Below are 21,266 nucleotides of genomic sequence, written 5' to 3'. Positions count from 1 at the left end.
GGAACGGTGCCCGTCCTACCCGGGGCCGGGGGACCGGGTGGCGTCGGTGACGCGGTCGAGCCGGTAGTAGTCGGCGACGCACCCTCCGGGCCAGTACGAGCGCCCCCGTCGGCTGAACGGCTCCAGCATCTGACTGATCACGAGTCGCTCGTACGGGAGGACCCTGGCGCCGGCGCTCGCCCCCTCGCGCAGCCGCCGGTCCTGGGCATCCCACTCCGCGGCCCGAGCACGCATGTTCGTGTCGAGGTCGAGCAGTGCGACGGCCGGCGCGAAGCAGACCAGGACGCAGAGCACCGCGCACGCCGCCTGAAGGGGGCCGGTCCTCCGCGCACGCTGCCGGGCCGCCAGCCCCAGGAGCGCACCGGCAGCGACGAGCAGGGCCACGTAGACCAACAGGTAGTCGTTCCAGAGCCGGTTGGCGCTCGGATCGCTCACCCGGTCCTGGAACACCGGATAGGTCACGACCGTGCAGAGGAAGCCGGACACGAGGAGCGCGCCCACCGCCGCACAGCCCGTCAGAAGCCGGTGGGCGGGCGGGTGGGGCGGACTCCCGTCCGGGCGACGGCACAACAGTCCCAGGAGCACCCCCACCGCGACCGCCCCGACGTACTGCCATGTGGTGGCCACGGTCAGCGCGATCTCCGCGAATCCGCGCGACGAGGCGGCGAGCGACTCCGGCGCGACCATGGACGTCGTGCCCGCTCCGAACCGGTCACGCCGGGCGTTCGAGCCGGGTGAGGTGATCAGCACGAGGGCCCCGGCGGCGACCCCGGTGACGCCCGCCGCGCACCAGAGGCGGAGGAAGCGCCGGAAGGGGCCGGCGGCAGCACGGCCGCTGAGGACGAGGACGGTGACCAGCAGCACCGCCACGACGATCGCGGTCTCCTCCGAGAGGGTACCGATGACCAGGCCGGCGACGAGGGCCACGGCGAGAGCCGCACCCCTGCCACGGGGCGAGCGGGCCACCAGGAACGGGAGCAGCGCTGCAGTGGCCAGCACCGGTGGCATCGTGTGCGAGACGGACGCGGCCGGCCAGTAGAACGTCTTGTACGTGTTGGGCGTGACGAACAGGAAGAGCGCGGTCGTCATGGCCGCGACCAGCAGCGGCAGTCCGCGCGGCACGGCGAGCCGGAGACGCCGCAGCGCGAGGACCGCCGCAGCCCACAGCACCGCCAGTGTCAGCACACCGGTGACCAGGCCGAACCACTGGTGGCCCGCGACCTGGAACTTCGCGTAGGCGCCGACCAGTACGGCGTTGGCGACCCGCCCGTTGTCGTCGAAGTAGAACCGGCCGATGAGGCCGGTGACGCCGTGGTCCCGCACCGTGGGCAGGAAGCACCAGTCGTCCGCGCCGGGCCGGACCGACCGCCCGAACCACGCTGCCGCGGCGAGCAGGGCCAGGGGCGGGAGTGAGAGGGCGGTCAGCCAGAGCGAGGCCCGCGAGCGTGGCCGGGAGCCGTGCTGCGGACGCCGGGGCAGACCTCGAGGGTCGTGCACCGTGGCGTCCGGCCGGTCAGGGGCCGCGGACTCCGGTGTGCTGTCGGACATTCCCGCTCACCGGTCCTCGGAGGCGCGGAGGGGGAGGTCGGGGACCGGCGTGCCCGCGGGCGGCTCGGACTGCTGCGTGGACCGCCCGGCCGGGGCGGGGGCCTCGCGGCGGCCCGACATGATCGCCCACCGGGCCAGCAGGAAGGAGACCGGGGTGACGAGGACACCGGCGACGAGCGCGGCCACGTTCTTGTCCATGCCGAGGCCGCTGACCGCCCCGTAGAGCAGAGCGCCCGAAGCCACGAGGTTCACCAGGCTCGACACGGGATAGCGCACGAAGGCGCGCCACGTCGGCTTCGTACGGCAGGTGACGTAGGAGTTGAGCAGGAACGAGCACACGATACTGACCGCGTATCCGAGGACATGGGCGACCAGGTAGGGGATCCAGCGGTTCAGGACGGCGTAGACACCCAGATAGACAGCTGTGTTCACGCATCCCACCAGGACGAAGCTGGCGAACTGGCGCGCGGTGCGGCCCCGGGGGGAGGCGGGCGCGGTCACGTCGGGCGGAGGGCGGTCCGACGGCTCCGGACAGCTCTCGTCGGTCTCGCGCACCACATAGGGCGGCCGGTGCTTCGCCTCGTGATAGATGCGCCCCACGTACTCGCCGATGACTCCGAGGGTCACCAGCTGGATACCGCTGAGGGCCACCACCGCGGTGAGCAGCGTGGCATAGCCCGGTGTGTCCGCGCCGTGCAGTACCACGGTCACCACCGTCCACACCGCGTAGGCCAGGGCCGAGAGAAAGACCCAGAAGCCGGTGTAGATGGCCAGGCGGAGCGGGCGGTTGTTGAAGGACAGGAGTCCGTCGATGCCGTAGTTCAGCAGCCGCCGGCTGCCCCATTTCGAGCGGCCTGCCACGCGTTCGCTGTTCCGGTAGCGGAAGCTGACGGTGTCGAAGCCGATCCAGGAGAAGATCCCCTTCGAGAAGCGATTGCTCTCCGGCATGGACAGGACGCTCTCCACCGCCCGCCGCGACAGCAGCCGGAAGTCTCCCGTCCCGTCGAGGAGCTCCACGTCCACACAGCGGCGCACGACCGCGTAGTAGGCGTGGCTGAGTGTGCTGCGCACCATGCCCTCGCCCGAGCGGTCACGACGTGGGATGACCTGGTCGTAACCGTGCCGGTGCAGTTCGAGCATCCGGGGGATGAGCTCGGGCGGGTGCTGGAGGTCGGCGTCCATGATCACCACGGCGGCGCCCCGCGACATGCGGAGCCCGGCCAGCATGGCTGCCTCCTTGCCGAAGTTCCGGCTGAACGCCGTGTAGCGGGTCCGCTCGTCCTGGGCGGCGAACGCGTTGAGCAGCAGCCGTGTGCGGTCGTTGCTGCCGTCGTCCACGTAACAGATCTCGAAGGTCTCCTCGAGTCCTTCCAGGACGGCGATCAGCGCCGCGTGGAAGGAACCGATGCCCTCGGCCTCGTCGAAGCAGGGCACGACGACCGACAGCTGAAGGCCGGTCACGCGACACCTCCGGACGTGCGGGGACCCGGAGCGGCGGGTTCGGCGCGCTCCGCCCCGCAACAGTCGCGCATCCGGCGGAGAAGTCCTCCTCCTACCGCTCCGGACGCGCGAGCCGTCGGCCTCTTTCGCACGAACGGCGCATGGTCAGGCGAGGTACGGGGCGCCCGGCGGCCGGATCACCGGTGGCCCACGACATTGACGACGCGGCCGTTGGGGTCACGGACGAAGAACCGGCGCACACCCCACTCCTCGTCCTGCAGGGGATGCACGATCTCGGCGCCGTTCGCCCGCATCACCGCGTAGGCCGCGTCCACGTCGTCCACCTCCACGCTCACGTCGGGCACCACCGGTGCCGCCTTGTCGTGGCTCATGAAGGTGATCTGTGCCGTGGGGTTGGAAGGAGAGGCGAGCGTCATGACCCAGCCCAGGTTCATGACCTCCTCGAACCCCAGGAGTTCGTAGAACCCCCGGCTCTCCTCCATGGCCTCTGAACGGATGTCCGGCACGACGCGGCGGATGGACACGGTGGACTCCTGCTGACGGACGAAGGCGGATGTGCCTCTGATTCTGTCCAGAAGGGTGCCGGGCCGCACCCTTCTGCGTCCGCATCAGCCGCACCTCGCCCGCGGGCGCGGCGGTGGACGGTCGGCGGTGCGGCTCCGGTCGCCGGCCGGAGCCCGCACCGCGCGGTCTCAGCGTCGCGTGCGGACCAGCAGGTACAGGAAGTACGGAGCACCGATGACGGCCGTCATCAGACCGGCCCCGAGCTGGGCCGGGGCGATCACCGTGCGCCCGACCAGATCCGCCAGGCAGACCAGCACCGCACCGAGGAGGAGCGAGACCGGGACCACCCGCACGTGCCGTCGGCCGACGAGGGCGCGCGCCGCGTGCGGGGCGACCAGTCCGACGAAGCCGATCGTGCCCGCGGCCGCGACGGCGGAGGCGCTCAACAGGACGGCGACCACGAGGAAGCCGAGACGTGCCCGGGGGAGACCGAGGCCCAGAAGTCTCGGGGTGTCCTCGTCGAGCGCGACGAGGTCCAGTTCCCTTCGGCGTACCACCGCCAGGACGATGCCGACGACGAGCACGACGGCCACAGGCAGCGCATCGGGCATGTTCCGCCCGTACGTCGAACCGGACAGCCAGATGAGGGCCTTCGTCGTGTCGAACGGGTCGCTGAGCACGATGATCAGGCTGATCAGCGCCGCCGCGGCGGAGGACACCCCAATGCCGAGCAGCACCAGCCTGTTCTGCCGGAAACCGCCCCGTGCGGCCAGCCCGAAGACGAGCGACGCGGTGACGGCGGCTCCGCCGAACGCCGCTCCCGCAACCTCCCACGAACCGGGGGACTGCGCGGTGGTCACCAGCAGGACGGCGCCGAGACCGGCGCCTCCGGAGACTCCCAGGACGCCCGGTTCCGCGAGCGGATTGCGGGTCACGGCCTGCACCAGGGTGCCGGACAGGGCCAACGCGGCACCCGCGAGGAGCGCTGCCGTCACCCGGGGCACCCGGGTGTCGAGGACGAACGTGACGACACGGCCCGCCCTGCCCTGCGCCCAGTTCACGACATCGCCGAGCAGCAGCTTCGAGTCGCCGAGGAGTACCGCTGCCACCAGCACGCCCACGAGGATGACGGCGAGCACGGCCACGGTCACCAGGAACGCGGTCCGTCCGGGGATCCGCAGCCGGTCCGGCGCGTCCGCGGCCGCGGTGTCACGGGTACGGAGCGCCATGACGACGAGGAACACGCCACCGACCACGGTCGTGACGACGCCGGTCGGCACCTCGACGGCGGTGTCGGCGGGCACGAGCGCGCGCAGCAGTACGTCCGAGCTCAGCACGAGCGCGGCGCCCACGAGCCCCGCCACGGGCAGGCTCACCCGGGAGCGGACGAGCCCCCGGAAGCGCCGGGTGAGAGGGCGTACGAGCGCGGGTGCGCAGAGGCCGATGAAACCGATCGGGCCCGCGAGCGTGACCGCTGCCGCGGAGAGCAGGGTGGCGAGCACGACCGTGGTGACCCGGGTGCCACGGACGGGCACGCCCAGTCCACGGGCGGTGTCGTCGCCCAGGGCCAGGGCGTCGACGCGTCGGGCGACGAGCATCAGCCCGACGAGTCCGACGCCGATGACCGGGGCCATCTGGAGGACGCCGTCGAAGCCGTTCTGGCCGACGCTTCCCTGGTTCCACCGGTAGAGCCCCTCGGTCTGCTGGGGGAACAGCAGGAGCAGCGCTTCGGTCACCGCGTTCAGTCCCAGCGCGAGCGCGCTGCCCGCGAGGACCAGACGGACGGTGCCCTTGCCGAGCCCGGACAGCCCCAGCACGACGGCCGCGGCGGCGAGCCCGCCGACGAACGCGGCGCCGGACGAGGCGAGGAGCGGGAGGGTGGTGCCGGTGACGGCGAGCACCCCGAGCGCCAGGTAGGAGCCGGCGTTCACGGCGAGGGTGTCGGGTGAGGCGAGGACGTTCCGGCTGACCGCCTGGAGGGCGGAGCCGGCCATGCCGAGTGCCATTCCGATGAGGACGGCTGCCACCATCCTCGGCAGCCGGGAGGCGACCACCACGGAGGCGTCCCCCGCCTCGGCCTTTCCGACGATCGCGTTCCAGACCTCCGACGCCCCGACATCGGCGGTGCCCTGGGTGATGTCGACGGCGGCGAGGACGGTGACCAGCAGCACGAGCGTGGCCGCCACGGCGACCGCGCCCGTCGTGGCCGCGGTGGAGCGGTCACGGCCCACCGCGGTCCTGTCGATGACGGCCACGGCGCGCTACTTCGTCAGCGCGTCGACGAGGGAGTCGGCGTACGCCTCCATCGAGCGGGGGCCGCCGAACATCCAGACGCCGTCGGGCAGACGGTGCACGTTGCCGTCCTTCACGAAGGGGAGCGACTTCCACACGGCGTTCTTCGCGAGGCTGCCGGCCAACGCGTCGCCGTCGACGTCGTTCGCGATGTACGAGAACTGGACGTCGCCGAGGCCGGTGAGCCCTTCGACGTCGGTGGTGGCGAGGCCGTAGCTCTTGTCCCCCTTCACGGTCCAGGCGTTTTTCAGACCGAGACGCTCGTTGACCGCGCCGAGGAGGGAACCGCCGGTGAAGGCGCGGACGGAGACCTGGTTCGACGCGACGTAGCCGTCCGCCGAGGCGATCTCGGCGCCGCCGAGGCCGGCGTCCGCGAGGGCCTTCCTGCCCTCGGCGAGGCTCGCTTCGAAGTCCTTCTTGACGACGTCCGCCCGGTCCTCCTTGCCGGTGGCCTTCGCGATGAGGTCGAGGCCCTCCGTCATCGTGCCGATCTGGTCGGCGGCGTCGGCGGACGTGACCTCCAGGACGGGTGCGACCTGACGGAGCTGCTTCACCACCGCCGGCGCGAGGTCGCTGGTGGCGACCACGAGGTCGGGTGCGAGGGCCGCGACGGTGTCGATGCTCGGCTCGCCGCGGGTGCCGATGTCCTTCGGGTCGCCGGTGAGCGGGGCCGCGGTGTTCCACGCGGTGTAGCCCTTCACATCGGCGACGCCCACGGGGGCGACTCCGAGGGTGACCAGGTCCTCGACCACGTTCCACTCGGTGGCGACGACCTTCGTGGCGGGGCCGTCGAGGGTCACCTTCGTGCCCTTGGCGTCGGTGAGGGTGATCTTCCCGGCGGGCTCGGCCGAAGCCGCGGGGTCGTCGGAGGAGGGCTCCGTGGTTCCGCAGGCGGCCAGGGACAGGGCGGCGACGGCGACGGTGGCCGTGGCGAGGATGCGGCGTCTCATGAGGAGGTGCTGAGCCTTTCGGTTCTGGAATGGTGGCGGCCGATCGCGCGGGTGCGGAGCCGGCCGGTCGAGGGATCGGTGTCCACGTCGATGCGTATGCCGTAGACGTCCGACAGGAGTTCCGGCGTGAACACGTCCTCGGGCACACCGTCGGCGACGATGCGTCCCGCCTGCAGCAGAGCTACGCGGTCGGCGACCGCCGCGGCCTGGTCGAGGTCGTGGAGGACGACGCCCACGGCGATGCCGTGGGCATCGGCGAGATCGCGGATCAGGTCGAGGAGTTCGACCTGATAGCGGAGATCGAGATAGGTGGTCGGTTCGTCCAGGAGCAGGACATCCGTCTCCTGTGCGAGACAGCTCGCCAGCCACACACGTTGGAGCTGCCCGCCGGAGAGCTGTTCGACGCCCCGCCCGGCGAGGTCCTCCACCCCGGTGAGGCCGAGGGCCCGGTCCACCGCGGCGGTGCCGCGGGGATCGGGGCGGCCCCAGCGGCCCCGGTGGGGGTAGCGGCCGAAGTCGACCACGTCCCGGACGGTGAGGCCGCCCGGCGTCGACCGGGACTGCGTCAGGAGCGCGACGCGACGCGCGAACTCGCGGGCCCCGAGCGCGAAGCCGTCCGTGGCCCCGTCCGTGCCCGGGCCCACCGTGAGCGAGCCGGCGCGGGCGGTCTGAAGCCGGGCGAGCGTGCGCAACAGCGTCGACTTCCCACTGCCGTTGGGGCCCACGAGTGCGGTCACCTCTGCGGGCCGCAGGGCGATGGCCGCCTCGTGTACGACGTCGACCCGCCCGTACGCCACGGTCACCCCGTCGGCGGACAGTCCGTGACCACGCGCACGCGGCAGACCGGTAGCCATGGGGGCATCCACAGCGCGGGAAGTGCTCTCACCAGCTCTCATGCAGCTTAGGTTAGCCTGCCCTTATGTGGAAGCTGACCGCCCCCTCCCGTTACGCAGAGCCATCGGACCGGGCGGCTCCCGCGGGCCGCTCGGCCCACGCGGGTGCGAGCCTTCAGGGGGTGCCCTGCGGCGGCTCCCAGACCGAGGAGTCGTGGGCGAAGAGCACGCGGCGCGGGTCGAAGGCGGCAAGCCGCTCCAGCCAGGGCCGGTAGGCGGGCAGTGGCTGTTCCACCCCGTCGAGCGCGGCCTGGCGGGCCAGTTGGTCCGAGGCGAAGTGGGACGCGAAGTCATGGGCCTGCCCGGCGAGGACCACGGTGCCGTCGCTCTGTCGTAGGACGAGCGACTGGTGTCCGGGGGTGTGACCGGGCGTCGGGAGGATCCGGACGCCCGGCAGGACCTCGGCTTCACCGGACAGCTCCTCGTAGGCCGCGCCGGGGAAGTCGACAAGTTCTTCGACGGTGTGGTCACCCTGTCGGGCGGCGGCCAGCTCGACGTCCTGGACGAGGACGGGTGTGCCTGCCAGGAGGGGATTGCCTCCGCAGTGGTCGAAGTGCAGATGGCAGTTCACGACCAGGGAGATGTCCCCGAGGGTGGTGCCGGCCGCCGCCAGGGCGTCCCGCAGCGCACGGCGCCGGGGGCGGTAGTGGGCTTCCGTCCCGGGGTCGGCGAATCCGATCCCGGTGTCGAAGAGGATCTGTCCCTGGGGGTGCCGGACGAGATAGGCGAGCACCGGCTCGACCCGAGGCTGTGGTCCGCCCGTCTCCGGAGCGGGTCGCACGAAGTAGCCCAGGTCCAGCCGACGCACAGTCATGTTCTGCCCCATCGAGCCATCCTGGCACGCTGCGGCAGGCCCGTCGCCCGGATCTGCCGTCAGCCGAACGCGGTGTCAGGCCGCTTGTCGCAGCCCCGCCACGAGGAGCTCGACCAGTTGACGTGCGTCGTAGCCGCGGTTGCCTCCGGCGCCCGCGCAGAGACCCCCGACACCACGCATGAGCGAGTAGGCGTCCATGCCCGGACGGATCTCACCCGAAGCGGCCGCCGCGTCGAGCAGTTGGCCGCACACGGGTACGAGCCGCTCGACGAAGTAGGAGTGCAGGGGGTCGAAGCAGGGGTCGTCGGACTGCAGCACGGTGGCCAGTCCCTGTTTCGTGACCACGAAATCCACGAAGAGGTCGATCCATCGCCCGAGCGCGTCGTACGAGGACGGGCCCGTGGCGAGGAGGGAGGGGCCCGCCTCGGCGAGCGCCTCGACCTGGTGGCGGTACACGGCGACGATGAGGTCCGCCCGCGTAGGGAAGTGGCGGTAGATCGTGGCTGTCCCCACGCCTGCCTCGGTGGCGATGTCGCGGATCGGCGCCTCCACGCCCGAGGTGACGAAGACCGCCGCGGCCGCGTCGAGCAGGACCCCCTCGTTGCGTCGCGCGTCCGCCCGCTTCGGCTTGGACGCATCACTGGTGCCCTGCTGGCTGCCGCCCACCGCGCCGGCTCCTTCGCTGTCGCTCGCTAAACGGGACAGTGTCCCGTATGTTTTATCCGGGACGCTGTCCCGTTTTCTATGATGGCAGATCCGATCGAAGGAAGACCATTCCATGGCTGCTTCAGAAATGGCGACGGCCGCCGACGTGTCCACACCCGTCATCTCGGTGAAGCCGGTGGTGCTGGAAGCGCCGGGGCGGGGTGAAGATCTGCGGGTGAGGGTCTCGGCGCCGGCGACAGGCAGCGCACTGCCGGTCATCGTCTTCGCCCACGGCTTCGGTTCGTCACTTGACGGCTACGGCCCCTTGACCGACTTCTGGGCCGCTCACGGTTTCGTGGTGATCCAGCCCACCCACCTCGACTCCAGGACGGTCGGCCTGTCCCAGGACGATCCCCGCACGCCGCGGCTCTGGCGATTCCGTGTCGAGGACATGAAGCGCGTCCTCGACCGGCTCGACGTGCTGGAGGCCGCCGTGCCCGGCCTGGGTGGCCGCCTCGACCGCAGCCGGATCGCCGCGGCGGGCCACTCCTTCGGCGGCCAGACGGCGGGCAATCTGCTGGGCCTGCGCGTCCTCGACCCGGTGAGCAAGCAGGAGGAGGACCTGTTTGACGCGCGGATCGGAGCGGGGGTGCTCCTCGCCACCGCCGGAAAGGGCGGCGACGACCTGACGCCGTTCGCGGCCGAGCGCTTCCCGTTCATGAATCCGAGCTTCGCGAACATGATCACGCCGACCCTGGTGGTCGCGGGCGATCAGGACGACCTCCCCCTGTCCGTCAGGGGACCGGAGTGGCTTGCCGACCCCTACTTCCTGAGCCCGGGGGAGAAGAGCCTGCTCACCCTGTTCGGGGGTGAGCACTCGCTCGGCGGGATCACCGGATACGAGGCCAGGGAGACGACGGACGAGGAGCCCGGACGCGTCTCCCTGATCCAGCGGGTCACATGGGCCTACCTCCGTCACGCGCTCGACATCGAGCATGCGAGCTGGGCGGCGGTGCGGAAGGCTCTGTCGGAGAGCGCCGATCCCATAGGCCGGATCGAGTCGAAGTCCTTCTGAGGGGCGCACGGCCGTCGGCGGGCAGCGTGACGTCAGGGGCGGCCCGTCAGGTACCCGCCCATGATGGTGAACTACTCCGTCGCGGGCGCTTCCCGGCCGTCCTCGGTGCGTACGCGTGTGACGGCCACACCGTGGACCAGGTGTTGGAGGTCCTCCGCGGGCCAGGTCCAGTCGATGCGGATGTCCTCGGGGCCCGCTTGGGGGAGAAGGTCGCCTGGCAGCGGCCCTGCCGGGCGAACCCCGTCCGTCCTGACGCGATCAGGCCGGGTGCGCCGATGGTGACCGGGCCGACGAACATGACGACCCGCATCGATCCTCCTCGGCGCAGGGACTGACGGCAGCTCAGTGGAACGAGGCTTGCCTTGGTGTGCAACAGCCGTCGCTGGCCGAACTGTCGCTGGTGGGCGAACACCGACGTGGCCTTGGCGGGCTCTACGCGGCGGTGGCCCGCGGCCGGATCGATGCCGGCCGGCTGCAAGGGCCCTGGCCTCAGTGCCGCTGCCGCGTGCTGTCCAACGGACCCTGGGCAGGTCAGTGTCCGATGGCCTCTTGGAGAAGCAGCACGGTGCCGCGCCCTGGGCGGGGCTCCGCGTTGAGGATGAGCAGGCGGTTGACGGCGCTGGGCATCCCGTACACCGCCTGGGCGCGGGCGTTCTCCAGCGGGAGGGCGTGCTCCTCGACGCGGCGCAGCGCTGTGCTCAGGTCAGGCACCACCTTCTGCGCGCCGACGATCCAGACCGCGTGGGCGGCGCCACCCGCGTTGGCGGGGAGTTGGCTGCCGCTGCCCGAGGCAAGAACGAGCGAGCCGGTCTCGGTGACCGCGGCGACGCTGTTGACGACGAATTCGGGGCTGGCGACCAGCCTTCGGATCTCGTCCGCGCCGGTGGCACGGTCGATGGCCAGGACGCGTGGCCTGATGGCGTCGTACCGGCCGCCAGCGTTGATGTCCTCGTCGATGCCGGACAGTCGGAGGGTCTCGCTGGCTCCGGTGAGCACGCTGGCTCCCTCAGGGACCAGGTCCTTGATGCGGGCGCACGCGGCCGCGGCGTCGTCGAGGATCTCGGCGGCGAAGCCGTTGGCACGCAGCGCGGCGGCTACCCGTTCCAGTCGTTCGGCCGATGCCGGGCAGGCGAAGGATGTGGCCGGAGCCGGGGTGGCTGTGACGTCTGCTGGGTTGGTCCCGGAGCTCTGCGCCGCGTGAGGCGCCGCGCCCGCTAGCGGGGAGGTGTCGAGGTACCTGACCTCGTACACCCGCTCGGCGAACTTCCAGCCCTCCGTGGTGCGCTGGTAGCGGTCGTGGTAGACGGCGTAGTTCAGGCCCTGGCGTCCGTCGAGGGTGCGCGCGAGTTCTTGGATGTAGGCGCGGCCGCTCGCGGTGTCGCCGTCGAGCAGGATCGTGCCGGGGTGTGTGGTCTGTACGAAGAAGTCCCACTGGCTCTGCAGCCGCTCGCCCCCGGCACGGATCTCCTCGCGGCCGACCTGCTCGGCGGGGATGTTGGGCATGCGCAGGGCACCGTCCGGTGTGAACAGCGACGCCAGGCGGGGTCGGTCGCGCATCATCGCCGCGTCGGTGAACTCGCCGCGCAGTGCCTCGATCTCGACGCGATCCGCGATGGCCTGGAAGTCGTTCATCGGAGTTCCTCCCCGTCGTGTTGTCGTCCTCACCGTTACGACAACGCAGCCCTACGGAATGTGAGGCGGCGCGTCGGCCTCACATTCCGGTGCGCTGACTTGTCGTAATGGGTAGAGGCACAGAAGCGAGCGAGGGAGACGCCCGACCATGACCACCAGAGCCGAGCCCGGCGACGATCAGAGCGATCCGGGCCTGAGCACGATGATGAGCGAGCGGCGGCAACTGCTCAGTCTCGCCTACCGGCTGCTCGGGTCCCTGGCCGACGCGGAGGACGCTGTCCAGGAGACCTACACACGCTGGTACGCGATGTCCCGGGCGCAGCAGGAGGCTGTCGAGTCTCCGGGCGCCTGGATGACGAAGGTCTCCAGCCGCATCTGTCTGAACCTGCTCGGTTCGGCGCGCACCCGGCGGGAGACCTACGTCGGAGAATGGATCCCGGAGCCGCTCCCCGACTCGGCCGAGTGGATGGCCGGGGCGGCGGGCGGCGCCGTGGACCCGGCGGACCGGATCACCCTCGACGAGTCGGTGACCATGGCCTTCCTGGTCGTGTTCGAGTCGATGACCCCGGCCGAGCGCGTCGCGTTCGTGCTGCATGACGTCTTCCGCTACCCGTTCGCCGAGGTAGCCGAGATCGTCGGCCGCAGCCCGGCGGCGTGCCGTCAGTTGGCGTCCTCGGCCCGCCGCCGCATCGCCGCAGCGCGAGTCGAGGCGAGCCCGAACGCGGCCCGGCAGGCGAGCGTCGTCCGGCGATTCAAGGCAGCCTGGGAGGCGCAGGACATCGAAACCCTGCTCAGCCTCCTCGATCCGGACGCCACCGCAATCTCCGATGGCGGTGGCCGCGCCATCGCCCACCTGCTCCCGACCGAGGGCGCGGAGCAGATCGTCCATCTCTACCTCAAGATCGCCCGGTTCGCGCCGCCCCGCACGATCCTCGAGCGCACGGTCAACGGGCTGCTGGGCCTGGTGGTCGAGTCCGAGGGCCGGATCGAGACGGTGTTCGCGTTCGAAGTTGCCGACGACGACCGGATCACGCACATCTGGGCGGTGCGCAACCCGGACAAGCTCCGCCCATGGCAGCTGTCGTGACCGTCCTCATGGGCAGGCGGCGGTGGGCCCCGGAACCGAGGGGGTTCCGGGGCGAAAGGGCTTTGTGCTCGATCAGCGGCCTCCGATCGCGGGGGAGTTACTTCGCCTGGCCGCACGGACGAGCATCCGCAGACGACCTGGTATGAGCGCCGCGCCCGGCGTGAGACGGGCGTGGTTGTCATATAAGCGGCGAGCTGGTCGTCTGGGACGCCGTCGAGCCGGAATCGAAACCCAGTTCCTGCGCCAGGAACTCCCACTGGATACCGGTGTAGAGGACGAATAACACACCCTGCAGCGTCCGACGGTCATCGGCAACGTCACGCGCTGCGGCGCGGTGGCTTCGTTGATCTCTGAGAAACAGCGTTTGCCGACGGCTTTCGGAGGCAGCTGACGATCAACCGGATCGTGAATGTCGACCAGATGTGACGGCGCTGCGGCGTTCGTGCACGCGGGCCCGCCGCTTGTCAGGATGGCTGGCCGTCGAAGGTGGGCGGCGCCGGACGTCTGCCGGCCCTGGGCATCCGTCGTCGTTGCCATCGGCACCTGGACCCTGGGTGACCTGACCGTCACCAGATTCGGCTACGGCGCTATGCAGCTCGCCGGCCCCGGGGTCATGGGACCGCCTGCCGACCATGACAGGGCACTCGGCGTCCTGCGCGAGGCCGTCGATCTCGGCATCACCCATATCGACACAAGCGATGCCTACGGGCGTCGCCAAAAATCCTGCTGATTCCCGGCACTTCCTCAGCGGAGCACCTGCGCGAGAACGTCGCCGGCGCGGGACTCTCGCTCTTCGACGAGGAACTTGCCGAGCTGGACAAGATCGGCCGTTAGCCTCAATACCGGTAACTTAGGTGCAATCTGGTTGTTGTTGGTGGTGTGCCGAGAGCGGGTCGGCTGAAGTCATCTGGGGAGCGTCTGTCGGACCGGGTTGCGGTCGGGGTGCTGACGCAGGCGTTTCCTCCGGGGCTTGTGGATGAGGTGTGGGCGGAGACGGGCCGGGTACAGCAGCGGAACCGGCTGTTGCCGGCCCGGCTGGTGGTCTACTTCGTCTTGGCGATGTGCCTGTTCTCGGGGCAGAGCTACGAGGAGGTCACCCAACTGCTGACCGCGGGTCTGCAGGGTGCGCGACGCTGGCGTGCGTCGTGGGTGGCGCCGAGTACGGCGGCGATCTGGAAAGCCAGGTCGCGGTTGGGAGTGGCTCCGCTGCGGCAGCGGCCGTCCGCCCTTCGGGCCGCATGGGACCGGCCCGGCGTCGCGGAGCATCACGAGGTCCGAGCGCAGGCGTCCGACCAGGACTACGGGCAGGTCTGCCAGGGCGTGGGAGAGGAAGGCGATGTCGTAGCCGGAGTCCATGACGACCCAGATCTCCGGGTCGCCCTCTCATGGGGTGTTCGTCGACGGGGTCGGCGTTCGGTCCCATGCCGTGCGCTATCGACAGCTCCCGAAGATGAGCTTAGGCTCACCTAAATTGCGGCGGGCCGCTCCGTTCGGTGTGCCCGGCCCTCGGCACCCCGCGCCTCCGGGCGGCTTCCCCGCACGATGGGAGTGACATGTCGCAGGTTCGGCCTGGCGACGCACCACAGGTCCACGGCCTCATCGGCATCGGTTTCGGACCGTCCAACGGGGCCATGGCGATCGCCATCGCCGAGCACAACGCGGGGGCGGGCGCGCACGAGCCGGTCACCGCCCGCTTCTTCGAACAGCAGCCGCGCTTCGGCTGGCACCGCGGGATGCTGATCGACGACGCGACCATGCAGGTGTCCTTCCTCAAGGACCTGGTGACGCTCCGGAACCCCGAAGGGGTGGAGCGCGGTGACCGTGTCCGGCACAACTCCGACCTGCCGGCGAAGGCGGACGGCCTGAAGGGCACCTCGCCCTCCCGGTTCGTCGTCGTGGGCGCCGGGCGGAGCGCGGCCGAGAACGTCGCCTGCCTGCACCGCCGCTTCCCGGAGGCCGAGGTCCGCGCGGTCTTCTCGCGCTACGGCTACACCCCCGCCGACCACAGCAGTTTCGCCAACCGGATCTTCGGCCCCGGGGCCGTCGACGAGTACTTCGCCGCACCCGGAAGCGTCAAGCGCAGGGTGACGGACTACCACGGCAACACCCACTACTCCGTGGTGGACATCGACCTGATCGACGACCTGTACCGGAAGACGTACCAGGAGAAGGTCCTCGGCACCGAGCGGCTGCGCTTCCTCAACGTCTCCCGGCTCGCCGCCGTCGAGGAGGCGAGGTCCGGCTGGTCGCGGAGGGCACCGCCTGCTCGACCGCACGGATTCGCCTCCCGGCCCGCGCCGGGCGCCCAACTGCCGATACGTACCGCGTAGATCAAAGGGAGATCGTACGTCGCCATGAGCACGACTGCAGTGGAGCGGCCCGTTTCCAGGGGCACGACAGAGGCCCGCCGAAGACGGGTTGTGGGCTTGGGCGCTCTGGTGGCGGTCCTCGTGATCGGGTTCGCCGCGTCGCTGGCCGTCGGGGCGCGGCCACTGAGCCCCGCCGAGGTGTGGCACGGGCTGTTCGCCGCGCCCGACCCCGACCAGCGCCTCACCGAGATCAGGCTCATCGTGCGGACCGTGCGGGTCCCCCGGACGGTGCTCGCGATCGTCGCCGGCGTCGCGCTGGGCATCGGCGGGGCGCTGATCCAGGGGTACACCCGCAACCCGATCGCGGACACGGGGCTGCTGGGCGTGAACTCTGGGGCCTCGTTCGCCGTGGTGACCGTGATCGCCGTCTTCGGCTTCGCCGACCCGTTCCAGTACGTCTGGTTCGCCTTCCTCGGCGCGGCGGTCGCCGGTGTCGTCGTGTTCGGGCTGTCCAGTGTCGGCCGGGGGGCCGGCAATCCGCTGACGCTCGCGCTGGCGGGCCAGGGGGTCACGGTGTTCCTCGCGGCGATGACCACGGCGGTCGCGCTGTCGGACCTGAAGTCGCTGAACGCGCTGCGGTTCTGGAACGCGGGCTCCGTGGCCGGCGTCGGCTTCGAAGTGATCTGGCCGGTCACGGCGTTCGTCGCGGTCGGCGTGGTGCTGGCCCTGACCACGCTGCCCTCCCTCAACCTGCTCAACCTGGGGGACGACGTGGCGCGGGGGCTGGGCGTGAACATCGCGCTGAGCAGGACCGTCGGCATCGTCACCATCACCCTGCTCGCGGGAGCGGCGACGGCGGCATGCGGCCCCATCGCGTTTCTCGGGCTGATGGTGGCCCACGTCGCCCGGTATCTGACCGGGCCGGACTATCGCTGGCTGGTGCCGTACGCGGGTCTCCTCGGAGCGGGCGTCCTTCTGGTCTGCGACATCGTGGGACGCGTGGTGGTGCGGCCGGGTGAGTTGGACGCGGGTATCGTCGTCGCCCTTCTCGGCGCCCCGTTCTTCGCGGTTCTCGTGTGGCGAGGAAAGTTCAGGAGCGCATGAACGGGACTGATGTGGAGCGGCGGGTGACGCCCGGCGTGCGGCTCGGTCAGGTGTCGTTCGTCTGGCGGCCCTGGATGGTGAGCGTCACCCTGCTGCTGGCGGCGGTCACCTTCCTGGTGTTCTGTCTGTCCATCGGGGTCGGCGACTTCCCCATAAGTCTCTCCCGGGTGATCGCCACGATCCTGGGCCGGGGCGAGCAGGTGGACGAGTTCGTGATCATGGACCTGCGGATGCCGCGTGCTCTGGCGGGGCTCCTCGTGGGAATGGCTCTGGGGGTGTCCGGGGCGATCACACAGTCCGTGGCCCGTAACCCACTGGCCAGCCCTGACATTCTGGGGATCACCGGGGGAGCCAGTGCCGTCGCGGTGTTCCTCGTGACCGTGTCGGGCGGGACCGCAGCCGCGGTCGTGAGCACGGTGGGCCTGTCGGCGGCGGCGCTCGCGGGCGGCCTCTGCACGGGGCTGCTGGTCTACTTCCTGGCGTGGCGGCGCGGGATCGACGGTTTCCGGCTCATCCTCATCGGCATCTCGGTGACCGCCATGATGGAGGCGATCACCACCTGGCTCCTGACCGCCGCGGACATCAGGGACGTGGCGCGGGCACAGGCGTGGCTGGTCGGGTCGCTGGACAACCGGTCCTGGGACGAGGTCCGGGTGGTCTTCTGGTGCACGCTCGTCCTCATGGCGGTCGTCGCGGCTGCCGCGTTCCAGTTCAAGCCCATGCACCTCGGCGACGAGGTCGCCGCGGGGCTCGGCGTCCGCTTCTCGAGGGTGCGGGCGGTCCTGCTCCTGTGCGCCGTGCTGCTGGCCGCCGCTGCGGTGAGCGCCGCCGGCCCGGTCCCGTTCGTGGCACTGGTGGCGCCGCAGGTCGCCATGCGCCTGGCCGGATGCCCGACACCTCCACTGGTCGCCTCCGGCCTGGTGGGCGCGTTGCTGCTGATCGGCGCGGACCTGACCGCGCGCTCGGCGCTGCCGGTCACCCTCCCGGTCGGCGTGGTCACGGCCGCGATCGGCGGGCCCTTCCTTGTATATCTGCTGGTGCGGGCGAACCTCAGATGACTGACCGACACGACCGTACGAACCGGGCAACGGGGGGACCTGTGGGCGCTGAGCACATGACGAGGACCGATTCGGCGGTCGACGACGTCCCGCGGCTGGCGGCGAGGAGCATCACGGTCGGCTACGGCGGCCGGACCGTCATCGACGGTCTCGACGTGACGGTCCCGCCCGGACTGATCACGACGATCATCGGCCCCAACGGCTGCGGGAAGTCGACCCTGTTGCGCACGCTGACGCGGCTGCTCAAGCCGACGGCGGGTGCGGTCGTGCTGGACGGCGAGGACATCGTCAAGCTCAGGACCAGGGACGTGGCGAGGAAGCTCGGTCTTCTGCCGCAGGCCCCGGTCGCGCCGGAAGGGCTCACGGTGGCCGACCTGGTGGCCAGGGGGCGCCATCCGCACCAGAGCTGGCTGCGGCAGTGGTCGTCCGACGACGCCTCCGTCGTGGAGCGCGCGCTGGCCATGACCGGAGTCTCCGAGCTGGCCGACCGTCCCGTCGACTCGCTGTCCGGCGGGCAGCGCCAGCGCGTGTGGATATCGATGACGCTGGCTCAGGGCACGGACCTGCTGCTGCTGGACGAGCCGACCACGTACCTGGACCTCGCCCATGCGATCGACGTGCTCGATCTGGTGGACGACCTGCACGAGTCGGGCCGCACGGTGGTCATGGTGCTGCACGACCTCAACCTGGCCACCCGCTACAGCGACAATCTGGTCGTCATGCGGGAGGGGGCGATCCTGGCGCAGGGGCACCCGCGTGACGTGATCACGGCCGATCTGCTGCAGGAGGCGTTCGGGCTGCGGGCCAAGGTGATCGACGACCCGGTGGGGGACCGCCCGCTCATCGTGCCCATCGGCCGCACGCACGTGCAGCTCAACTGAGGTTCTCGTCAAGGAAATACGTCAGTTAGGCTAGGCTAACCTCACTTGGCGTGGGTAAGGTTTGCCTGCCCTCACACGGGGTGTAGCGGACAGTGCGAAAGCAGGGGATTCTCGGATGCTCTTCCACAGATCGACGTTTCAGAAGCCAGGGCGGCTGCTGGCGGCGACCCTCACAGCCGTGACGCTCGGCGTCGGCCTCCTCGCGGGATGCGGTTCCGGCTCGGAGGAAGGGACGAGCGACAAGGCCCCGGCCGCCGCCGGCGGCGCGTTCCCGGTGACGGTGGAGCACGCGTTCGGGTCCACGAAGATCGACAAGGCTCCTGAGCGGGTTGTCACCGTCGGCTACACGGACGATCAGGCGGTCCTGGCCTTCGGCATCAAGCCGGTCGGCATGGTCGACCAGTACCCGAACCCGGCGGGCGAGTCTCCCGACATCAACACCCAGTGGCCCTGGGTGAAGGACAAGTGGGGCGACGCCCGCCCCGAGGTCGTCATGAAGAACGGCGACGCGGGCCCCAACTACGAGAAGATCGCCGCCCTTCGGCCCGACCTGATCATCGCGGTCTACTCCGAGATCGACGAGGCCGCCTACGGCAAGCTCTCCAAGATCGCTCCCACGGTGGGCCGCACCAAGGGCGAGAAGGACCTGTTCAGCGCTCCGTGGCAGGACAACGCGGTCCACATCGCCAAGGCGCTCGGCAAGGTGGACGAGGGCACCGAACTCGTCAAGGGCATCCAGGACAAGCTCGACGCGGCGCGCGAGGCGAACCCGGAGTTCGGCAAGGAGACCGCTGTCGCGGTGTCCTGGTACAAGGACTCGATCTCGGCCTTCACCACCACCGACGTACGCGGACGGCTGCTGACGGGCATCGGCTACAAGGGCGCGACCCAGATCGACAAGGTCGCCGGCGGCCAGTTCTCCACCGAGCTCTCCCCCGAGCGCGTCGACCTGATCGACGTCGACCGCATCTTCGTCATCAACGACCAGGCGGACACGGACGCGCTGAAGAAGTTCGAGCTGTTCGACAACCTGTCCGCGGTCAAGGACGGCAAGGTCTCCTACCTGCTGGACAGCGAGGGCCCGGCGGTCGGCGCGGCCCTCTCCCAGGGCACCCTGCTCTCCCTGCCGTACGCGATCGACGAGCTCGTCAAGTCGGCCGGCCAGTGACACACGCCGCCCGGCCCCGTCGCCGCCCCGGGCCGGTGCCCGGGTGAGCGCCACCGCCACTCGCGTCGCCCCGGCGGCCACCCTGCGCACGGCGGCCGGGGGCGAGTCCACCCGCTGGGTCGCCGCGCGCTGCCGCGAAGTGCCGTGGCTGACGGCCGCCACCGTGCTCACCACGGTGGCCGGGGCGGCGCTCCAGGTGCTCCCGGTGCTCCTGCTCGGCCGGGTGGTCGACGGCGTGGTCGGGGGCGACGGACGCTCGGTCCTGGTCACGATCGGGGTCCTCATGGGAGCCGCCGCGCTGCTCGGCGCGGCGGCCACCGCCGTGTCGACCTACCTGACCGGGCGGCTGGGCGCGGATCTTCTCGCGCGGCTGCGGGAAGCCGCCGTCCGGGCGGTGCTGGGGATGCCCAGCGCACGGGTCGAGCAGGTCGGCCGGGGCGACGTGCTGTCCCGGGTCGGCGACGACGTCGCCGTGCTGTCCAGGGGCATCCGTACGGCCGTCCCCACGGTGTTCTCGGCCGGCGTGCTGGTCGCCATCGCCACGGTCGGGATGTTCGGGCTCGACTGGAGGCTCGGCCTGGCGGGCGCCGGCGCGCTGCCCGCGTACGCCCTGGCCCTGCGCTGGTATCTGCCCCGGTCCGCCCCGCTGTACCAGCAGCAGAGAGCGGCGCAGGCCGACCGTGCGCAGGCGCTGATCAGCGGACTGAACGGGATCGACACCGTCCGGGCGTACCGCCTCGAAGGTGCCTTCCGCGAGAAGGTCACCGTCAAGTCGTGGCGCGTACGCGACCTCGGCATCGACGTCTTCCGGATCTTCGGCCGGTTCGTCGGCCGGGAGAACCGTGCAGAGTTCATCGGGCTGGTCCTGATCCTCGTGGTGGGGTACGTCCTCCTGGAGGCCGACGCCGCGAGCCTGGGCGAGGTGTCGGCGGCGCCGCTGATGTTTCACCGGCTGTTCACGCCCCTGGGCGCCATCATGTTCACCTTCGACGAGGCGCAGAAGTCGGGCGCGAGCCTCACCAGGCTGGTCGGGGTGCTGGGGGAGTCCACCGAGGACCGGCTGGTGGGCGACGCCTCCGTGGCGTCGGCGGACGCCACCGATCACGCGGTGACGGTGGAGGGGCTGACCTTCACCTATCCCGGTGCCGAGGAGCCGGTCCTGCGAGACGTCAGCCTGACGATCCCGGCCGGCGGTTCCCTCGCCCTGGTGGGGGCCACAGGAGCGGGCAAGTCGACCCTCGCCGCCCTGATCGCCGGCATCGGGAGCCCGCAGGCCGGTTCGGTGCACGTCGGGCCGTACGACCTCGCCGGCACGGACGAGGCGGGCGCGCGCGCTCTGGTCAGCATCCTGACGCAGGAGACGCACGTGTTCTCCGGCACGCTCGCCGAGGACCTGCGGCTGGCCGCACCCCGAGCGACCGACGGAGAGCTGATGGACGCCCTGCGCACCGTCGGCGCCGAACACTGGGTCTCCGCGCTCCCCGACGGGCTGGACACCACGGTCGGCGAGGGCGGCCAGCGCCTGGACGTCACGAAGGTCGCCCAGATCGCCCTGGCCCGGCTGGTGCTGAACCGGGCACCGGTCGTCGTGCTCGACGAGTCGACCGCGGAGGCGGGCAGCGAGGGCGCCGCCGAGCTGGAGAGGTCCGTACGGGCCGCCTGCGCGGGCAGGACCACGCTGTTCGTGGCGCACCGGCTGACCCAGGCGATGGCCGCTGACCGGATCGCCGTGCTGGACGAGGGACGCGTGGTGGAGCAGGGGACCCACGAGGAGCTCGTGGCCCTGGGCGGACGGTACGCACGACTGTGGCGGGCCTGGCGCGAGGGCAGTTGAACCACCCCTGA

At 70.9% G+C, this 21,266-nt stretch carries 16 protein-coding genes and 6 pseudogenes; 11 read left to right on the top strand and 11 right to left on the bottom strand.

Going from position 1 to position 21,266, the window contains the following annotated elements:
* Positions 1 to 15: 15 nt before the first annotated feature.
* The 8 genes from ACIBCU_RS22725 to ACIBCU_RS22690 form a co-directional block, all read right to left on the bottom strand.
* Positions 16 to 1,548, bottom strand: coding sequence for a DUF6056 family protein (locus ACIBCU_RS22725; protein ID WP_399233457.1), 1,533 nt, complete (start codon positions 1,546 to 1,548; stop codon positions 16 to 18).
* A gap of 6 nt (positions 1,549 to 1,554) precedes the next feature.
* Entirely contained in the window at positions 1,555 to 3,009 is a 1,455-nt protein-coding gene (locus tag ACIBCU_RS22720; RefSeq protein ID WP_399233455.1) for a glycosyltransferase, read from the bottom strand.
* 176 nt (positions 3,010 to 3,185) lie between these two features.
* Positions 3,186 to 3,533: a VOC family protein gene (locus tag ACIBCU_RS22715; protein ID WP_362941095.1), complete on the bottom strand. Its 348-nt coding sequence runs from the start codon at positions 3,531 to 3,533 to the stop codon at positions 3,186 to 3,188.
* A gap of 168 nt (positions 3,534 to 3,701) precedes the next feature.
* Positions 3,702 to 5,768 (bottom strand): iron ABC transporter permease, encoded by a 2,067-nt coding sequence (locus ACIBCU_RS22710; RefSeq protein WP_399233452.1) that lies wholly within the window; start codon positions 5,766 to 5,768, stop codon positions 3,702 to 3,704.
* 6 nt (positions 5,769 to 5,774) lie between these two features.
* Positions 5,775 to 6,755, bottom strand: coding sequence for an ABC transporter substrate-binding protein (locus tag ACIBCU_RS22705; protein ID WP_399233450.1), 981 nt, complete (start codon positions 6,753 to 6,755; stop codon positions 5,775 to 5,777).
* Complete coding sequence (locus ACIBCU_RS22700) at positions 6,752 to 7,651, bottom strand: ABC transporter ATP-binding protein (protein WP_399233448.1); 900 nt, start codon at positions 7,649 to 7,651, stop codon at positions 6,752 to 6,754. Before ACIBCU_RS22700 ends, ACIBCU_RS22705 begins: the two co-directional genes overlap by 4 nt.
* A gap of 112 nt (positions 7,652 to 7,763) precedes the next feature.
* Complete coding sequence (locus tag ACIBCU_RS22695) at positions 7,764 to 8,462, bottom strand: N-acyl homoserine lactonase family protein (protein WP_399233446.1); 699 nt, start codon at positions 8,460 to 8,462, stop codon at positions 7,764 to 7,766.
* A gap of 75 nt (positions 8,463 to 8,537) precedes the next feature.
* A complete protein-coding gene (locus tag ACIBCU_RS22690; protein WP_362940817.1) occupies positions 8,538 to 9,128 on the bottom strand; it encodes a TetR/AcrR family transcriptional regulator in 591 nt (196 codons plus the stop codon).
* Between the two features lie 112 nt (positions 9,129 to 9,240).
* On the opposite strand from ACIBCU_RS22690, the gene ACIBCU_RS22685 reads away from it, so the two are divergent.
* Together ACIBCU_RS22685 and ACIBCU_RS22680 are read left to right on the top strand one after the other, a co-directional pair.
* Entirely contained in the window at positions 9,241 to 10,182 is a 942-nt protein-coding gene (locus tag ACIBCU_RS22685; protein WP_399233444.1) for an alpha/beta hydrolase family protein, read from the top strand.
* A 379-nt stretch (positions 10,183 to 10,561) separates the two neighbouring features.
* Positions 10,562 to 10,707, top strand: a pseudogene (locus tag ACIBCU_RS22680) (transposase); the annotation flags it as partial.
* A 6-nt stretch (positions 10,708 to 10,713) separates the two neighbouring features.
* Here ACIBCU_RS22680 and ACIBCU_RS22675 read toward each other — a convergent pair.
* On the bottom strand, positions 10,714 to 11,814 hold the full coding sequence (locus tag ACIBCU_RS22675) for an LUD domain-containing protein (RefSeq protein WP_399233442.1): 1,101 nt from the start codon (positions 11,812 to 11,814) through the stop codon (positions 10,714 to 10,716).
* Positions 11,815 to 11,962: 148 nt separating this feature from the next.
* Between ACIBCU_RS22675 and sigJ the strand changes: the two genes are divergently transcribed.
* Positions 11,963 to 12,901, top strand: coding sequence for an RNA polymerase sigma factor SigJ (gene sigJ / locus ACIBCU_RS22670; protein WP_399233440.1), 939 nt, complete (start codon positions 11,963 to 11,965; stop codon positions 12,899 to 12,901).
* Positions 12,902 to 13,112: 211 nt separating this feature from the next.
* Here sigJ and ACIBCU_RS22665 read toward each other — a convergent pair.
* Positions 13,113 to 13,217 (bottom strand): annotated as a pseudogene (locus ACIBCU_RS22665) (IS5/IS1182 family transposase); the annotation flags it as partial.
* A gap of 153 nt (positions 13,218 to 13,370) precedes the next feature.
* Between ACIBCU_RS22665 and ACIBCU_RS22660 the strand changes: the two are divergent.
* Positions 13,371 to 13,616, top strand: a pseudogene (locus tag ACIBCU_RS22660) (aldo/keto reductase); the annotation flags it as partial.
* 164 nt (positions 13,617 to 13,780) lie between these two features.
* Positions 13,781 to 14,104, top strand: a pseudogene (locus ACIBCU_RS22655) (transposase domain-containing protein); the annotation flags it as partial.
* 45 nt (positions 14,105 to 14,149) lie between these two features.
* On the opposite strand, the pseudogene ACIBCU_RS22650 reads toward ACIBCU_RS22655, so the two are convergent.
* Positions 14,150 to 14,257, bottom strand: a pseudogene (locus tag ACIBCU_RS22650) (hypothetical protein); the annotation flags it as partial.
* 197 nt (positions 14,258 to 14,454) lie between these two features.
* Between ACIBCU_RS22650 and ACIBCU_RS22645 the strand changes: the two are divergent.
* The 6 genes and pseudogenes from ACIBCU_RS22645 to ACIBCU_RS22620 form a co-directional block, all read left to right on the top strand.
* A pseudogene (locus tag ACIBCU_RS22645) lies at positions 14,455 to 15,132 on the top strand (SidA/IucD/PvdA family monooxygenase); the annotation flags it as partial.
* 123 nt (positions 15,133 to 15,255) lie between these two features.
* Complete coding sequence (locus ACIBCU_RS22640; RefSeq protein ID WP_399233438.1) at positions 15,256 to 16,314, top strand: FecCD family ABC transporter permease; 1,059 nt, start codon at positions 15,256 to 15,258, stop codon at positions 16,312 to 16,314.
* Positions 16,311 to 17,372 (top strand): FecCD family ABC transporter permease, encoded by a 1,062-nt coding sequence (locus ACIBCU_RS22635; RefSeq protein ID WP_399233436.1) that lies wholly within the window; start codon positions 16,311 to 16,313, stop codon positions 17,370 to 17,372. Before ACIBCU_RS22640 ends, ACIBCU_RS22635 begins: the two co-directional genes overlap by 4 nt.
* A 56-nt stretch (positions 17,373 to 17,428) precedes the next feature.
* Positions 17,429 to 18,253 carry an ABC transporter ATP-binding protein gene (locus ACIBCU_RS22630; RefSeq protein WP_399233434.1) on the top strand — a complete coding sequence of 275 codons (825 nt, stop codon included), beginning with the start codon at positions 17,429 to 17,431 and terminating at the stop codon, positions 18,251 to 18,253.
* A 115-nt stretch (positions 18,254 to 18,368) separates the two neighbouring features.
* Complete coding sequence (locus ACIBCU_RS22625; RefSeq protein ID WP_399233432.1) at positions 18,369 to 19,421, top strand: iron-siderophore ABC transporter substrate-binding protein; 1,053 nt, start codon at positions 18,369 to 18,371, stop codon at positions 19,419 to 19,421.
* A 43-nt stretch (positions 19,422 to 19,464) separates the two neighbouring features.
* Positions 19,465 to 21,255 (top strand): ABC transporter ATP-binding protein, encoded by a 1,791-nt coding sequence (locus tag ACIBCU_RS22620; protein ID WP_399233430.1) that lies wholly within the window; start codon positions 19,465 to 19,467, stop codon positions 21,253 to 21,255.
* Positions 21,256 to 21,266: the final 11 nt, after the last annotated feature.

The organism is Streptomyces sp. NPDC051064, from assembly GCF_044455985.1.
Lineage (GTDB): Bacteria > Actinomycetota > Actinomycetes > Streptomycetales > Streptomycetaceae > Streptomyces.
The sequence above is the reverse complement of the archived record's forward strand: the minus strand, read 5'-3'. Positions and strand labels throughout refer to the sequence as shown.